The organism is Streptomyces sp. NPDC019531 (assembly GCF_044903305.1).
Taxonomy (GTDB): domain Bacteria; phylum Actinomycetota; class Actinomycetes; order Streptomycetales; family Streptomycetaceae; genus Streptomyces.
The window spans coordinates 35,115-50,107 of record NZ_JBJDQL010000022.1; the positions used below are offsets into that span (position 1 = coordinate 35,115).

Here is a 14,993-nt window from a genome sequence, read left to right on the forward strand (position 1 = left end):
TTGCCGGGACCGTGTCCCACCGCGGCCATCTCAAGGCCGCCACCCTACCGCCCAAACCGGAAGACGCCGCGAGCTCGACGGGCAGCACCCGTGCGGCGGCACCGCCTGACGACGTGTTACCGACAGGGCGCCGGGCCGAGCGCATGCACGCCCATCATGCCCTGGTCCACGGCCTGTTGAACGAGGGAATGGGCCTGCGTGCCATCGCCCGGCATCTGGGCTGGGGCCGCCACACCGTCCAGCGGTACGCTCGCGCGGCCCGCTGGCAAGACGCCGTCACCGGCCGCCGCACCCGCCCCAGTCACCTCGACGTCCATCGCCCCTACCTGCAGCGCCGCATCGACGAGAGCGGGGGCGCCATCTCCATCAAGAAACTGCGCGAGGAACTCGCCGATCAGGGCCGACTGGTTCCCTACAGCAGTCTCCGTGACTGGGCCCGCAGCCGCCTGCAGTGGCCCACCGATCCTGCCCGACCTCCGGCGCCGCCGAGCGTCCGGCAGGTCACCGGCTGGCTCACCCGCCGCCCCGCCACGCTCAGCGAGGACGAGCACCAGCAGCTCAAGACCGTTCTGAACGGCAGTCCCGAACTGGCCACCGCTCACCAACTCGTCCGCGACTTCGCCGACATGCTCACCCAGCAGACCGGTGTCCTGCTGTCTGCATGGATCGAGGATGCCACCGAGGCGGACCTGCCCGGACTGACCAGCTTCGCCCGCGGCCTCACCAGCGACCTCGACGCTGTCACCGCCGGGCTACCGGTCTCACACGGGCGGAGGAACCTCCCGGACGAGACCGAGGGCGTCCCCCAGCCGCAGGGCCAACGAGCGGTCACCATACGTATCCGCGAACCCACGGCAGATCGCCGGCTCGACGCCTGCGGGCGCCGAGCCCGGCAACGTCGAATGACACGTCACATGCCCTTCGTCCGCCACAGCATCCGCGACCATACTGCGGATTCGCCCCGGCATCGTCGTCCGGAACGGGTTGCCCGGCCGGAAGATGCAGGTCGAGCACCGCTCGGACAGCAGCCGGATCTCGCCGGTCGCTTCATCGGCGACCGGAACACAGACCGCCGTGTCGTCCTCGAACAGGTCGTCGGTCTCCATCGGCATGAAGGTCATGATGCCCGATGTCCTCACACGGCCGCCGCGTCATTCGTCAGTGCGGTGGTCCCAGATCGAGCCGCCCGCCGGGCCCACCCCAAGCCGCCCGATCTTCCAACGCGCCGTATTCTATGGCGAGTTCGGCATAGGCTTTGTTGATTTTTGGGGTTTTAGAGGAAGCGGTGCCTCGGTCCAGTTGCATCAGTTCACGTAGATGCCTGTGCTCAGGGTCGTCCACTCCCCGTTCCGCACAACGTAGACTGTCAACTGCTTGTCGGTGGTGTCTCCGTATTGGTCGAACGATACCGGGCCGGTCATGCCGGAGAACGTGACCTCCTGCATGGCGGCCGAGATCGCGGCGCGGGCATGGGCGGGCAGCGTATTTCCGTTGTCGGCCACGACACTCCTGGCGGCTTCGATGATGGCCCAGGCGCTGTCGTAGGCGTAGCCGCCGTACGTGCCAGGTGGCGTCGAGTAGCCTGCGATCTTGTAGTTGGTGACAAAGGCCTGGGCCGAGCGGACCATCTCCACGGGGGCTCCCACGGAGGTCGCGACGTCACCCTCGCCCTGGTCGCTGGCCAGGTCCGGGTAGGCGGGGTCGTAGATGGCGTCGCCGCCCACGACGGGAATCGCGCCGCTGACCGCCTTTACTTGCCTGCTGAGGCGTCCGCACTCGGGGTAGGCGCCTCCGCAGAAGACAAATTCGGCACCCGAGTCCGCGATCCGGGCGGCGAGGGTCGTGAAATCCCGGTCCCCCACGCTGATGCTGCCCTTTCCTGCCACCGTCCCGCCGAGCCGGGTGAACTCTGTCTCGAAGGTTGCAGCCAGGCCCAGGCCGTAAGCCTCGTCGTCATCGATCACGAAGACTCGTCGCTTTTTGAGTTCCTTGTAGACGAACTGAGCGGCGAAGGGGCCTTGGCTCGCGTCCGTGGTGACCGTTCTGAAGTAGGACCTGTACGGCCGCGCCGTGCGACCGGAGAGCCAGTCGGGGCCCAGCGTCAGGGCCGGGTTGGTGTTGGCCGGCGACACCAGGGTGAGGTCGGCCTGGTCCATAGTCTGTTGCATGGTCAGGGCAACGCGTGAATTGAGTGGCCCGACAACTCCGATCACATCTGACTGCCGGACAAAGCGCCTGGCATTGGCCTTCCCGCGGTCCGCCATGGCGCGATCGTCCAGGGCCTTGATCTTGAAGGTGACGCCCGGCACCACTTGGTTCTCATTTGCCTGCTGGGCCGCGAGTTGCACCGAGTTCACGATGCCTTTGCCTGACTCCGCGAGCGGACCGGTGAGCGGCGCGTCGACCCCGATCGTGACCGTGCGGAGACGGACGCCGCCGAGATCGTTCGGGTCGGCGTCGGCGCCGCAAGCGCCGAGGAGGGCCAGCCCCACGGTCAGGGCAGCGCTGAGAGCCAGCGCCTTTCGGCACTTCTTTCGGTGGAGCACGCCATTCCTTCCCATCAGTCGATGGCTCCGCCGCGACGACTGCCGCGGGAGCCCGGACGTGTGGATACAGCGACGCACAGAGAGCTCTCGTTGACCTGCCCTCAGGCCGTTGCTCACCTGGCCGCTGTGGCCTGAGCGAAGACGAGTGCCTGGTCGAGTACGACGAGCAGCGCGTCCCGTACGGACACCTTGTCGCGTGCGTCGAACTCCACCACCGGCACTTCCTGACCGACCGCGAGAGCCCAACGCAACTCTTCGTGCGAAAGCCGTTCCCGGGCGGGGAAGCGGTTCACTCCGATAGCGAAGGGCACTCCAGCCGTCTCGAAGTAGTCCACCGCGGGGAAACAGTCCTCGGTGCGGCGCGTGTCGACGATGACCAGGGCGCCTAGTGCCCCGCGTATCAGATCGCCCCACATGAATCCGAAGCGGTCCTGGCCGGGGGTACCGAACAAATACAGCTTGATGCCCTTGTCGATGGCTAGCGAGCCGAAGTCCATGGCCACGGTCGTGGTGCGCTTGTCAGGCGCAAGACTGCCATCGTCGATCCCGGCTGCCACCGTCGTCATGGCGGCTTCTGTGGTGAGTGGGATGGTGTCGGAGATGCTGCCGACCGTGGTCGTCTTGCCCACGCCGAATCCGCCCGCGACAACGATCTTCACGGGCATGGGCGGGCGATTTCCCCATGAGCGGTGGCGATGGTCAGGAGATTGCGCGGAGACCACGGATGACCCTCCGAAGGGTGTCGACATCCCGGGAAGCGTCGAACTCGGCTAGATGGGCGAGGACGCGGCCTTCCGTGTACAGGTCGGCGACCAGTACACGGACCACATTGAGATGCAGGCCGAGTCGGGCGGAGATTTCGGCCACCGACATCGGTTCACGGCACAGCTCAACGATGTCCCGGCGCTCGAAGGTCGTGTGCCTGTAGTCGGTGAGGCCGTGCTCGGTCGCCACTACCTGGGTCTCGATGGCGATGGCCTCGCTCGCGCCTTGCGTGCGTCCGTGAGTGATGAGGAAGGGGCGGGGCACCAGATCCAGCGGAGGGGGATAAGGGGATGGTGCGTCCCCAGGCCCGAGGTTTCGATAACCGCTCCCTGTCCAGGAAGGCGGTTCGGGTCCGTACGCGGTCATGCCTGGATGTGGTTCTTGAGCTCACGGATGAGTTCTGGGGTAAGGGCAGAGCCCGCCCGGTTGGCGAAGAGAGTCATCTCGTAGGCGACCTGTCCGAGGTTCGCTTGCTTCGAGGCGATCACACCCAGCACCGATCCGCACCCGATGGCGGAGATAAGCAGGTAGCCGTCGGCCATGTCGACGATGACCTTGTTGAGTGAGCCGAGCTGATACGACCCCGCGACCCCGCCGGCGAGACTCGTCATGCCCGCGACGATGGCGGAGAGGCGGTCCGCATCGGCCCGCTCTCCCTCGATGCACTGGGCAATCATGAGCCCGTCGGAGGATACGGCGATGGCATCGCGCACGCCTGCGGTGTTCCCGGCGAAACGACTCAGCAGCCAGTTGAAGCTCTCGGCATTCTGGCTCAGGCCGCTCGATGGTCCCGGCTGCAGGTCCGAGGATTTCATATCAATCTCCTTCTGGGCTGGGGCAGTTCTGCGAGGCCCGGGATATGCCGGCCTCGAACTCCTCGATCATGGCGCGCGCCGCCTCGGGATCCGTGGGATCGCCCCCGAGATGTCCGGCGTTCGGAATGAAGGACCCGGTAGGCATCTGGGCACCCGGCACCCTGCGCACCAGCCGAGGGAGGTTGCTCGTGCCGTCCCCAGGGCGCTGGGCCAATGGCAGCACCACGGCCGAAGCAGGTGCACTGGTCGATGGAGGCGGCAGTGTCATGGCTCGGCGCGTATTTCTCACCGGTAGCCGCTCGGGTGTGAGCTCCGGGGCAGGCAGGAGGGTTCGCACACCCTGCGCCCTCACAGTTCTTGCGGGCGTGAGCCCCTGGTCCGGCACTGGTTGGATCCCGCTGTCGTGTTCCGCTTTGAACCAGTCGAAGGGGCCGGGGCTGGACCGGGCGAGGCACGCTCTGCTCGTGGCGTCAGGTTTGATGCTCTCGACGGTGACCGGCTGCTCTTTCGCCGCGACGGAGGATGGGGGTGTCCCGCCGGGAGGCCCTTCCGCGGCGCCCTCGGTCGGTCGACGCGGAACGGAAGGCCGGATTTCGGGTGCCGATGCAAGGGACGGCGGCTGAGGCCTGCCGCCTGTCAGTTTCCGCTCGCCGGGCGGATCGGCAGCGAAGTGGAACAGCTCCGCGGGCAGCATGATCCGGGCGGTGACGCCCCTGTTCGGCGTGTGCTCGAGCCGGACCTGGAAGTGGTGGCGCCGGCTCAGCCGTCCCACCACGAACAGGCCGAGGAAGTCGGTCGACACGAGGTCCAGCCGCTCGTTGCGGACCAGCCGGGCGTTTTCCTCCGCAAGCCGCGAGTCCGCCATGCCCACGCCCTGGTCGACGATCTGGATCAGGCACAGCCCGCCGGGCAGAACCTCGGCGGAGAACTCGACGGGGGCGGACGGAGGTGAGAAGGAGGTTGCGTTCTCCAACAACTCAGCGATCACGAGAGCCAGGTCTGCGGCAACGTGAGAGGACACTAGGAGGGGGGGAACCTCCCCTAGACGAACGCGCTGGAACCCCTCGATCTTTCCCAGGGCCGAACGCGTCAGCTCCCCCAGTGGAACAGGGGAGCTCGCCAGAACGGGTTCTGTCCACCCCGAGAGCACCACCAGGCTGTTCGCGTGCCGGCGCAGTCGACAGGAAACGTGGTCCAGGCGATACAGACGTTCGAGGACTGCGGGATCGGTCTCCGAATGTTCCATACTGTCGATCAACGACAGCTGCAGCGCGGCAAGATTCTGGGTGCGGCGTCCCACGTTGCCCAGCATGGCCGCTGCGTTGTCGCGACTGCGTACTTGGCGCTGTATCAGGGCGACGGCCGCGTCTTGGACCCGGTTGAAGGCCACGGCTAGTTGTCCGAGTTCGTCCTTGGTGAGAGCCGGTAGCCGTAGGAGGCGGGCCGGTGTCCGCCCGGAGGACGGCCCCGCCGTGTCCTCCACGACCCGCGTCAACTCGTCCTCTGCGGCCTGTGCGACTTGCTCAGCGGCGCCGTGGAGAAGACGCAGCGGGCTCGCGATGGACCGGGCGATCCATATCGTGAGCCAGACCACGGTGATCGTGAGGGCCAAGACGGCCAGGATGAAGGCAAGCGCCCACTTGCCGGATTCTGACGCATTGTCGGATGCGGCGGCGGCGGAGTCGCGCGCGATCTTGTTCTGGACCAGCAGGCGAAGCTGATCGAGGGAGTCGCAAGCCGCGAAGATACGTGAGGCCGTCACTCCGTCGGGCAGGTCGCTCCGTTGGGTGGTGCCGTGTGGGTTGGCGTATGCCCAGAGAATCAGCGCATCGGCGTAGGTCTTGATCTTCGCGGCCGCACCACTGGATTCGACCTTCTGGAAAAGCACCACCTCTGATGGGCTCGCGCCCCGGAGGAAACGGCGCTTCTCGTTGTCCGCTATGGCCGTGCGGCTCTCGACGTCAGCCATCAACTGCCGTGCCTGCCCGGGGTCCGACACCACGGTCAGGAGCAGTGCGCCAAAGCGGCTGCTGATTTCATGCACACGCAACAGCTCTTCCACCGTGGCCTGTTCCCGGCCGAAGGTCCCTCTGCTGTTTCCCTGCGCCGTACCGCTGGCAGGCAGCGCATCGAGCAGCGCTGAGATCGCGAAGCCGTAACGGGTGCTCACATCAGTCGGTGTCAGGCCGCGCTTCAGCACCAGGCGTCTGGTCCGGTCCAGATCGGAGGCCCCCCGGAAGGCGGCTGCGAGCGCGGCAGGCGCGCTCGGGCCGAGCCAGTTCTCTCGGAAGTCGCTGACGTCAGCGTCCGTTTGTGAGGCCTGCTGCACGACCGGGTTGGCGTCGCTGTCCGGCGTCGCGAGATATGCGCTGGAGTACAGGCGCTCGCGCTGGAGGTCCGCGATGAGGTCACCCACCTGGCGGGCCAGTCGCAGTTCCTTGGCCGCCTGCGTCGACTCCCGAGCCGACTGAACGCGCTCGATGACCAGAGGAGCGGTGAGCAGCACCGCGGCTGTGAGCGGGAGGGCCGCGAGCGCGATGATCCGCTGCCGTACTTGGAGATCAGCGAGACGCACCGGCCGCCTTCTTTCGCGTGGGACGGCCGTGCTTCGGTCCAGGGGGGAGGAAATCGTCCGGCCGAAGCCCCGAGGGCTCATCGTCTTCAGGTTCATTCGCATGGCGCGCATCGGCGGACTTGGCCGCCCAGTTCGGGGTGGACTTAGTTCCTGCCCGCGACCTCTTCCCTGGGGAGCCCGATGCCCTTCCTGTCCAAGCCAGTGCGACTACCGCGAGAGCAAGGCCGGCAACCAGGACCATCAGCACGACGAACCGGTTCTGCTCTATGGTCCGCTCTCGTGTGGCGAGCAACCGGTCCAGCTCCTCCAGTACGGCTGTGTCCAGCTCCAGCGCTGTCCGGGCAAACTCGGACCGATGGCCCTCCATGAGGTCAGGGCGCGGCGGGAGAGGCTGATCGACGAGCGGGGAACGCGGTGCCAACGGCTCGAGCGCCGTGTGAAACGCGTCGATTTTGCCAAGGAGACCCTGACCGAGGGAGCTGCTGGCGCTGCTGCCGAAGCTCTTCGCCAGCCCGGCCTCGACAGCGGATGCCGCCGCGCTCACGCGGTCCCGGGCTACAAGGACGCGGGCCAGTGGGAAATCTTTCCCCGGGCCCTGCCCACGCAGCACCTCGAGATCGGTCATCCGGCCGCTGTCGGCGATGGCCGATGGAAGCCTCAGCATCCCTGCGTCCATCAGGTAGTAGCTGTCGATCTGAGGATCGAGAATGAGCTGTGAGGTGTCCCCCACCCGCAGCATCAGGAAGAGGGCAACGTCCATGGCCTCGGAATAGGCCCGGTAAGCGCTCCGGCCGGTGTGACGGGTGGCGGCCAACGCGACCAGCCTGCTCCGCAGATCCACCCAGCTGTCATGAACCCGCAAGCTTCCGCCCACGGCCCTGTCCGCTTGCGCCACCGCCGCGGCGGCCCGTGTGAGGACCTGCGGATCCGGACGGCGTCCTGCGACCGCCACGGACTGGCTGTCGGCGATGGCGGCGATCAGCCTGGTCATGGGCCGTAGATACACCACACCCCGACGCTCGGCCTTCACGACTTCGAGGTCGCTGCTGGACGCTTGCCCGAACTGCACGGTGGTGTAGGCGAGCGGCATCACAAGACCGAGGACCACACACAGCACGGCGAACAGCCTGAGGCCGCGCGAGGGCATTCGCTTAGCCCGGAACATTCCTGGCATGGTCAGAAAAACCAACTTCCCACGGTGGCTGGATCTGGGCTGTCTTCCCATAGCTGGGAACGTGCTGTGGTCTTGCCGAGTTCAGAACATTTCCGCGCAGACCCGGCCGACGACCTGATGGGTCGGCATACGCTTCGCAGCCGACGCGGACGGCCCCGCGTCCGGCCGAGCTCAGCGCGCCATCCGAGCACCTACGCAGGGGCGGGATCAAGGGGCTTACGGTGCGCTACCAGCGCCGCAGCCTGCTGCTGCAGCACCTGGTGGAGATGGCCGGTGTGTTGCTCGCCGGCCGCGGCGGCGCCCGGCTCCTGCACATCCTGGAGGTGCCGCTGTCACGGACGAGCGTGCTGTTCCACTTGATGCGCATGCGGCTGCCGTCGGCCGCGACACCGCGAGTGCTGGGCGTGGACGACTTCGCCCTGTACTCGGACGTCTACGGCACGCTGCTCGTGGATGCCGACACGCGGCTGCCGATCGACTTGTGGGCTGGGCGCGATGCCGAACAACTGGCCGCCTGGCTGCGCATGCATCCTGGCGTGCAGGTGGTGTGCCGGGACGGCTCGCTCACCTACCGGCAGGGCATCACCGTCGGAGCCCCGGACGCGGTGCAGGTCAGCGATCGCTTCCACCTCTGGCAAGGGCTTTCGAAAGGGTCTCGGACGTCGCCGCCGCCCACCGCGGCTGTCTGTCCGCCGCAGTGCCTGACGCCGAACCGGCCTCACCACCGTCCGCAGGACGGCCCGAGGCGGCCGCTACTCCCGCTCGGCGCCACGCCAAGCGGCTGTTCGAGGCGGTGCATGCGGTCTCCGACTCCGGCCGCTCGCTCAGCGCCATCGCCCGCGAGCTGGGGCTGAACCGACGCACCGTGGCCAAGTACGCACGAGCAACCTCCTGGCAGGAGTGCGTACGACGCACTCCGCCCCGCCGGTCAACGAGCCTCGATCCGTATCTGGAGTACCTTCGGCAACGCTGGGAGGAAGGCGAGCACACCGCGACAGTGCTGCACCCAAGAGATCGTCGCCAAGGGCTACTGCGGCCACTATCAGCGGGTCAAAATGGCTATCGCACCGCTACGTCGCGGGCTGCCGATCGACACACCGCGCGAGCGGCCACCCTCGCCCCGCCAGGCCGCACGGTGGATCACCACCACACCGTCCCGGCGCGGCCTGCACGCGACCGAGGCACTCCGCCGACTGTTCGAGCACTGCCCGAAGTTGGACCGAACCCACGACCTGGTACGGCAGTTCGCGGCCATGCTCGAGGCCCACGATGCCGCCCCGCTGCCCGACTGGCTCGACCAACTCGCGGCCTCCCGACTTGCCGCACTGGCCAGCCTGGCCAAGGCCATGCGCGACGACCAGCCCGCAGTCGTGCCGGGCATCACCACCCCGTTCAACTCCGGCGTCAACGAAGGCCGTATCACCGACCTGAAGCTACAGAAACGGATCATGGCCGGACGCGCGGGAGTCCCGCTGCTCCGCCACCGCGTCATCCTCATGGCCCTGCTCCGACGCCGTCACCCGTGACGGAGCGTCACCGGCGCACGGTGGCACACCCCTACTTCACGAAAATCTTGCCAGGGCCACGATCACCTGTACGCGGACACCGCCGCCCACGCAAAACACTCGGCTGGGAAACCCCAGCCGAGCGCCCGCATAAATGGCTCGCGGCCTGATCAATCCGACCACGTGTTGCGACGATCCCTAGCTGGAATCCGCCCGCAGCTGTCGGGAGCCATTTCTCAGATGGTGGCCCACAGCGCCTTTTCGGCGGTCGAAGGGTCCGTCGAGGCGTTATCGACGTCCTGGGCAAAGGTGACCGAGCCGGTGTCCCAGCCGACCAGCGCCGCCGACGAATCGACGGGCCTGATGTGCTTGTGGGAGGAGTCGGCGTCCCCGATTCCGATCAACTGGCCGTAGTCCTCCCCCCAGCAGCTGGAGAGATAGACCTGCTTGCCCACCGGCGGATCCAGAGGGTGATCGAGGCAGAGGCCGGTGGCCACATTCACGAGCATGGGGCTATTGCCGTAGTACTGCTGCCGCCACTTGGCGTTCCCGTCGCAGTCCCCCATGCGGACCCTGCGATCGGCGCTGCCGGACAGGCATCGGCCGCTGTGGACATTCTGCAAGGTGACCTCCCCCTCCGCGTGAGCTGGAGTCGAGAGGGCAGTCGTGGCGGCCAGTGCCACAAGGCAGGTGCTCAACACAGTGCCGATCTTCTTCAAAGCCATACCAACTCTTTCGTTGCTCTTCCGATCGGAACAGGGGCCACGCACGTCCCGACCCGTAGGATCCGGCTGGTCCGCGTGGTGGCTTCCCAACCACTTGACGCATAGCGCTCATGACGAGTTCATGGATTTTCAGATAGCCGCAGGACTGTTGGCCGGCGAACCTCGCGCGGATCAGCCCCAACCCGGGCGGGAGGGCCGTCGCCTACACGTGATCGCACAGAGCGAGTTCGGCTCACAGAACGGCTGAACTTGTGCCTTGACCGTGCGGGTCTTCACCTCGGACTGGACACCGATCTCCAGACCTACCGCTGGGGCGCACAGTGGCACCAGGCCGCCGGTCAGCCGTGGACGTGCGAGTGCATTACTCCGACGTGCCGCTGACAGGCACGGGTGTGCTGGCGGCGCTCGCGCGGCCCCTTCGGCGGGAGCCGCTGAGCCTGGAGTCCGGCTCGGCCAGGCTCTCACCCCAGGCGTCGTCAAGCACATCGGCCGGGTCTACCGCCCGCGCAGCCACCACCAACGCCTCGCCAAACAGGGGACGTCGAGCCTGAACGAGATCGCCCGCCGACTCGGCGTCCACACCAAGACCGTCAAAAAGTGGCGCAACGAGGGCCTACTGACCGGACGCCTCGCCAACGAGAAGGGCGAGTACCTCTACCACTTGTTCGGACCCGAGTTCACCCGACCCCGCGTCGGACGGCCGCCGGGCCCACGACTGGCTGTGACGTCGTTCAGCGGCCCCTCGATATTGGTCACTTGGCCCCACGTGGCTGAAGAGCGGTCGTGATGTCTCGAGGCGGCCCCACTGCCGCTCGTCTGCCGTGACGACCACGTGGTGGGGCCACCGCGGACCGTCATCAATCCTCGAATCAGCCCAAGGGGGCGCAGTATGAAGCACGAGGCTCGTCCGTGGGGGTGTTGGGATGCGCGGGCTGAACACTGATGCCCAGTCCCCGGCACGAGGCCCTGAGGTTCCGCGACAAGAACACCGCACCGCGGTCACAGACGATGAGTTCCGGCACGATGACCGGACGGGTCGCGGCGTGCTCCAGTCGCCGGTCGATCTGCGGCGCCTATGTCCCGGCATGGGGATTGTGATCCCTTTCGGGTGGGTGATGTGCCTGTAGGGGTAAGGGGTAGGCGGTGCGGCTCAGGCCACCGCGCTCAGGGTGTCCGCCAGGCGGCGGCGTGCCGCGCGGGCTGCCGGGAGGGCGGACAAGGCTGCCGCACCCAGGACCGCGGCCGTGCCGAACAGGGCCAGTAGCACCAGCGGGGGGCTTTGGGCGATGCCCGCGCCGATGCCGCTCGATCTGCCCTGGGCGTTGATCAGCCACTGGGCGAGCGGGGCGCCGAGGACCGTGCCGACGAGGACCGCTGCCAGTGCTGTGCAGGCGGTGGCCGTGACGGTGACGGCGGTGATCTGGCGTGGGGAGAGGCCGATGGCCTTGAGGGCGAGCAGGTCGCGTTCGCCCTCGCGTACCGTGCCGCCGATCGTGGTGAGGAGTTCGACCAGGCCGATCAGGGCGAGGACGGCGATCACGCCGGCCGCCACTCCGCGTAGCGGGGAGAGCCCATCGGCCGGGTTGGTCACGGTATGGACGTCCAAGTGACCGTCTCCGGCGGAGGTGAGGCGTTGGGCGGCCTGGTGTACGTCGGTGCCGGGGTACAGGCGGACCTGGTAAAGGGTGGGGGTGAGGGTGGGGTCGTTCTCGCGCAGGGTGTCCAGGGACGTGGAGATGACCCGGCCGGCGTTCTCCGTCTCGATGCTGCGGCCCACGATGTGCAGGATCTGCGGCTGGTTGCTGACGGTCATCCGTACCCAGTCGCCGACGTGCACGTCCAGCAGGTCGAGCAGACCTTGGCCGGCCACCGCCTCGTCGGCGCCGCGGGCGGGACGGCCTTCGGCGAGCGCGTATGGGTAGGGGGCCCGGTGGGTGCCGAAGCCGCGTAGGGCGATCGTGGCCGTCTGCCCGGGGACCAGCGCGGCCACCTCGACGCCCGGGTAGGCCGCGGCCACCTGTGGGTCGCGGGCCAGCAGGGCGCGGGTGTCGCGGTCGTCGAGGCCCGTGTCGGCGTGGACGGAGAGCGCGGCCGGGAGACCGATCCGGCCCGGTTCGCTGTGGAAGCGGCTGATGGTGGTCCACGCGCTCATCGCCACGACTATGAGGAGGAGGGGAAGTGCCAGCCGTGCCACGGTCGTGAGTGACCGGGTCCGGCGGGCGAAGGCGGTGTGCCAGCCCAGGACCAGTGCGGGGGGTACCCGCAGACCCAGTGCGCGCCGGGCCGGGGCGGAGAGGTGCGCGGCGGGCCGTGGGGCGGTGGCGGTGGCGCGGACCGAGGGCAGCGGCGTCGGCACAGGTGGTACGCGGCCCGCACGCCAGGCTGCCAGTCCCGTCGTCGCGGCGATGAACAGCACTGCGACGGCCGGGATCGCGACGAGCGTCACCGCGTGACCGGGCAGGCCCTGCCACAGGGCGATCGCGTCGCCGAGGCGGCCGGGGAGCCTGCTGCCCAGGGACCGGGTCAGCGCGGCTGCGGTCACCGCGCCGAGGAGCGCGTAGGCGATGTGCTGGAGGAGGAAGACGCGGACCACCTGGTCCGGGGTGAAGCCGATCGCCTTGAGGATGGAGATGTCGCGGAGGTGACCGCGGATACGAGTGGTGATCGCGCCGTGGACGGCGAGGCCCGCGGCGATCAGCGCGCCCAGTCCGAACAGGCCCAGGACCTGGCCGAGCAGCCGGTTGTCGCCCTGCGCCTCGGCGCGCGCCTGCTGCCAGGTGGCGACCTCGCCGATCACGCCGGCGCCCAGGACGGTCACGGCGCGCTGTACGGCGTAGTCGGTGTCGTCGGGGTTGGTGAGGCGCAAGCCGATGACCTGGCCGTTCGGGGTGCGGACGACGGATGGTGGGGCCCAGACCAGGCCGGGCTGCTCGTCCGGTTCGTAGCGCTGCTCGGCGCTGTCGGCGACGCCGAGCACGGTCACCGTGCGGCTGGTGCCGAGCAGGGTGAGCCTGTCGCCGGGTTCGGCGAGCAGGGCGCGGGCGAGCTGGCTCTCCAGGACCACGCCGTCGGGGCTGGCCGGGTCGAGCCAGCGGCCGGAGAGGAGAAGTGGGCGGGCGATCGTGAGGTGCTGGGGGGTGGCGCGGAGTTCCACGGCGGCGCGGGTGCCGTCGGAGGTGAGGGTGGTGGACTCGGTGGCGTACGGGCCGGCCTCGGATTCGACGTCGTCCAGTCCGGCGAGCTTTCCCAGCTGCGCGGATCTGGCGGTGTTCAGCCACACGTGGGCGCCGCGGCTCTGCTCGAAGACGCGCTGCCAGGGGTTGGTGGCGTAGCCGAACAGGGTCGTCGCCAGGAGTAGCGACAGCACGATCCCGACCGTGGCCAGCACCAGGAACAGTGCCTCGCCGCGGTGCGTGCGCAGATCGGAGTGCGCCCAGCGCAAGGTCCCCCGCATACGGCTCAGCCCCTCCGGGGGACGTCGTACGTCCCCATGTCGGTCCGTCAGTCCGTCAGTTCCAGCACGCCGGATATCCCGGTGCCGCGGGTGGGCGTGCCGTCGAGTTCCGCGTCGTCGGCTATCCGGCCGTCGAAGAAGCTGATCACCCGGTCCGCGGCGCTGGCCAGCCGGGCGTCGTGGGTGACCAGCAGGATCGTCTGGCCGCGGCCGTGGAAGCGGGACAGCAGCCGCATCACCTCGCGGGTGCCCTTGCTGTCCAGGCTGCCCGCGGGTTCGTCGGCCAGCAGCAGCGGGGGATGGTTGACCAGGGCGCGGGCCAGCGCGACCCGCTGTTGCTCGCCGCCGGACAGCTCGCCCGGCAGGCTGCGGTCCTTGCCGGTGAGTCCCAGCTCGGCCAGCAGCTCCTCGCGCCCGGCGCGGGCCCGCTTCGGTGCCGTCCCGGCGAGCAGCGCGGGCAGTTCCACGTTGTCGGCGACCGACAGGTTCGACACCAGGTTGAAGAACTGGAAGACGATCCCGATCCGCTTCCGGCGCTCGACGGCCCAGCGGGCCTCGCTCCAGTCGTCCGCGCGGGTGCCGTCCAGCCAGACGCTGCCGGCGTCCGGCCGCTGGAGTCCCCCCAGCAGATGCAGCAGCGTCGACTTGCCGGCCCCGGACGGACCGGTGACGGCGACGAACTCGCCCGGCCGCAGGGCGAGGTCCACCCCGCGTACGGCCCGGGCGGGGGCGCCCTCGCCGTGGTGCGTCTTGACCAGGCCCTCGGCGCGCAGCACGGGAGTGGCGGGGTCCTGCGCGCGCGGCACAGGAGCGGGAGTCTCGCTCATTCCAGATCCTCCAGCTCTTCCTGGCACCGTTCCAGCCAGTCGAGGTCGGCTTGCAGGTGCAGCATCGCGCCCTCGATCAGCAGATGGGCGATCCGGTTGTCGCGGTTCTCGGCGGCGGCCAGCTTCGACAGGCTGCGCATCGTGGTCAGGTACTGCCGCCGCTGTCGGTTGATCAGGGCGATCTGGTCGGCGAGTCCGGTCCGTGGAGCGAGTGCCAGCTTCATGAAGAACTCGTCCCGCACCCGGGGCTCGTCCTCGGGTTTTTCGAACCAGGTGCGGAGTTCGTCCTGCCCGGCCTCGGTGAGGCGGTAGACCTTCTTGTTGGGTCGGCTGGACTGCTCGACGTCCTCGCCCTCGATCAGCCCCTGCTTTTCCAGGCGGCCCAGGGTGACATAGATCTGGCCGATGTTCGGCTGAGGGTACGCGGAGCCCAGCAGTTGCTCAAGGTCCTGCTTCAGCTCGTAGCCGTGGGCCGGGCCGCGCGCGAGGAGTGCCAGGAGGGGCAGGCGCACGTGTGCAGTCCTCCTGTCTACCTAATGTGCTCCATACCCTAGTATCGCCCATACCTAACAGGTATACATGGCCTTCCAACTCGGAGTGAAGATGC

Annotated in this window: 13 protein-coding genes; 3 read left to right on the forward strand and 10 right to left on the reverse strand. The window is 68.3% G+C overall.

Going from position 1 to position 14,993, the window contains the following annotated elements; translation table 11 throughout:
* Positions 1–11 precede the first annotated feature (11 nt).
* The gene (locus ACI2L1_RS24345; protein WP_404741460.1) at positions 12–1,262 is read left to right on the forward strand and encodes a transposase; all 1,251 of its coding nucleotides are present in this window, start codon (positions 12–14) and stop codon (positions 1,260–1,262) included.
* 42 nt (positions 1,263–1,304) lie between these two features.
* On the opposite strand, the gene ACI2L1_RS24350 is transcribed toward ACI2L1_RS24345, so the two are convergent.
* The 6 genes from ACI2L1_RS24350 to ACI2L1_RS24375 form a co-directional block, all read right to left on the reverse strand.
* Positions 1,305–2,546: a branched-chain amino acid ABC transporter substrate-binding protein gene (locus ACI2L1_RS24350; RefSeq protein WP_404741461.1), complete on the reverse strand. Its 1,242-nt coding sequence runs from the start codon at positions 2,544–2,546 to the stop codon at positions 1,305–1,307.
* A gap of 113 nt (positions 2,547–2,659) precedes the next feature.
* Entirely contained in the window at positions 2,660–3,211 is a 552-nt protein-coding gene (locus ACI2L1_RS24355; RefSeq protein WP_404741462.1) for a GTP-binding protein, read from the reverse strand.
* 34 nt (positions 3,212–3,245) lie between these two features.
* Positions 3,246–3,575, reverse strand: coding sequence for a DUF742 domain-containing protein (locus ACI2L1_RS24360; protein WP_404741463.1), 330 nt, complete (start codon positions 3,573–3,575; stop codon positions 3,246–3,248).
* A gap of 98 nt (positions 3,576–3,673) precedes the next feature.
* Entirely contained in the window at positions 3,674–4,126 is a 453-nt protein-coding gene (locus ACI2L1_RS24365; protein ID WP_404741464.1) for a roadblock/LC7 domain-containing protein, read from the reverse strand.
* A 1-nt stretch (position 4,127) separates the two neighbouring features.
* A complete protein-coding gene (locus ACI2L1_RS24370; RefSeq protein ID WP_404741465.1) occupies positions 4,128–6,701 on the reverse strand; it encodes a nitrate- and nitrite sensing domain-containing protein in 2,574 nt (857 codons plus the stop codon).
* Positions 6,688–7,866 (reverse strand): hypothetical protein, encoded by a 1,179-nt coding sequence (locus ACI2L1_RS24375; protein WP_404741466.1) that lies wholly within the window; start codon positions 7,864–7,866, stop codon positions 6,688–6,690. The genes ACI2L1_RS24370 and ACI2L1_RS24375 overlap by 14 nt, the downstream gene beginning before the upstream one ends.
* A gap of 230 nt (positions 7,867–8,096) precedes the next feature.
* Between ACI2L1_RS24375 and ACI2L1_RS24380 the strand changes: the two genes are divergently transcribed.
* Positions 8,097–8,729 (forward strand): transposase, encoded by a 633-nt coding sequence (locus ACI2L1_RS24380; RefSeq protein ID WP_404741467.1) that lies wholly within the window; start codon positions 8,097–8,099, stop codon positions 8,727–8,729.
* Positions 8,730–8,930: 201 nt separating this feature from the next.
* The gene (locus ACI2L1_RS24385) at positions 8,931–9,401 is read left to right on the forward strand and encodes a transposase (protein WP_404741468.1); all 471 of its coding nucleotides are present in this window, start codon (positions 8,931–8,933) and stop codon (positions 9,399–9,401) included.
* Positions 9,402–9,616: 215 nt separating this feature from the next.
* Here the strand turns inward: ACI2L1_RS24385 and ACI2L1_RS24390 are convergent, their stop codons facing one another.
* From ACI2L1_RS24390 to ACI2L1_RS24405, 4 genes are all read right to left on the reverse strand, one after another.
* On the reverse strand, positions 9,617–10,105 hold the full coding sequence (locus ACI2L1_RS24390) for an RICIN domain-containing protein (protein WP_404741469.1): 489 nt from the start codon (positions 10,103–10,105) through the stop codon (positions 9,617–9,619).
* Positions 10,106–11,255: 1,150 nt separating this feature from the next.
* Positions 11,256–13,559: an FtsX-like permease family protein gene (locus ACI2L1_RS24395; protein WP_404741470.1), complete on the reverse strand. Its 2,304-nt coding sequence runs from the start codon at positions 13,557–13,559 to the stop codon at positions 11,256–11,258.
* Between the two features lie 47 nt (positions 13,560–13,606).
* Positions 13,607–14,386, reverse strand: a complete 780-nt coding sequence (locus tag ACI2L1_RS24400; protein WP_404741471.1) for an ABC transporter ATP-binding protein — start codon at positions 14,384–14,386, stop codon at positions 13,607–13,609.
* A complete protein-coding gene (locus ACI2L1_RS24405) occupies positions 14,383–14,898 on the reverse strand; it encodes a PadR family transcriptional regulator (RefSeq protein WP_404741472.1) in 516 nt (171 codons plus the stop codon). The genes ACI2L1_RS24400 and ACI2L1_RS24405 overlap by 4 nt, the downstream gene beginning before the upstream one ends.
* Positions 14,899–14,993 lie beyond the last annotated feature (95 nt).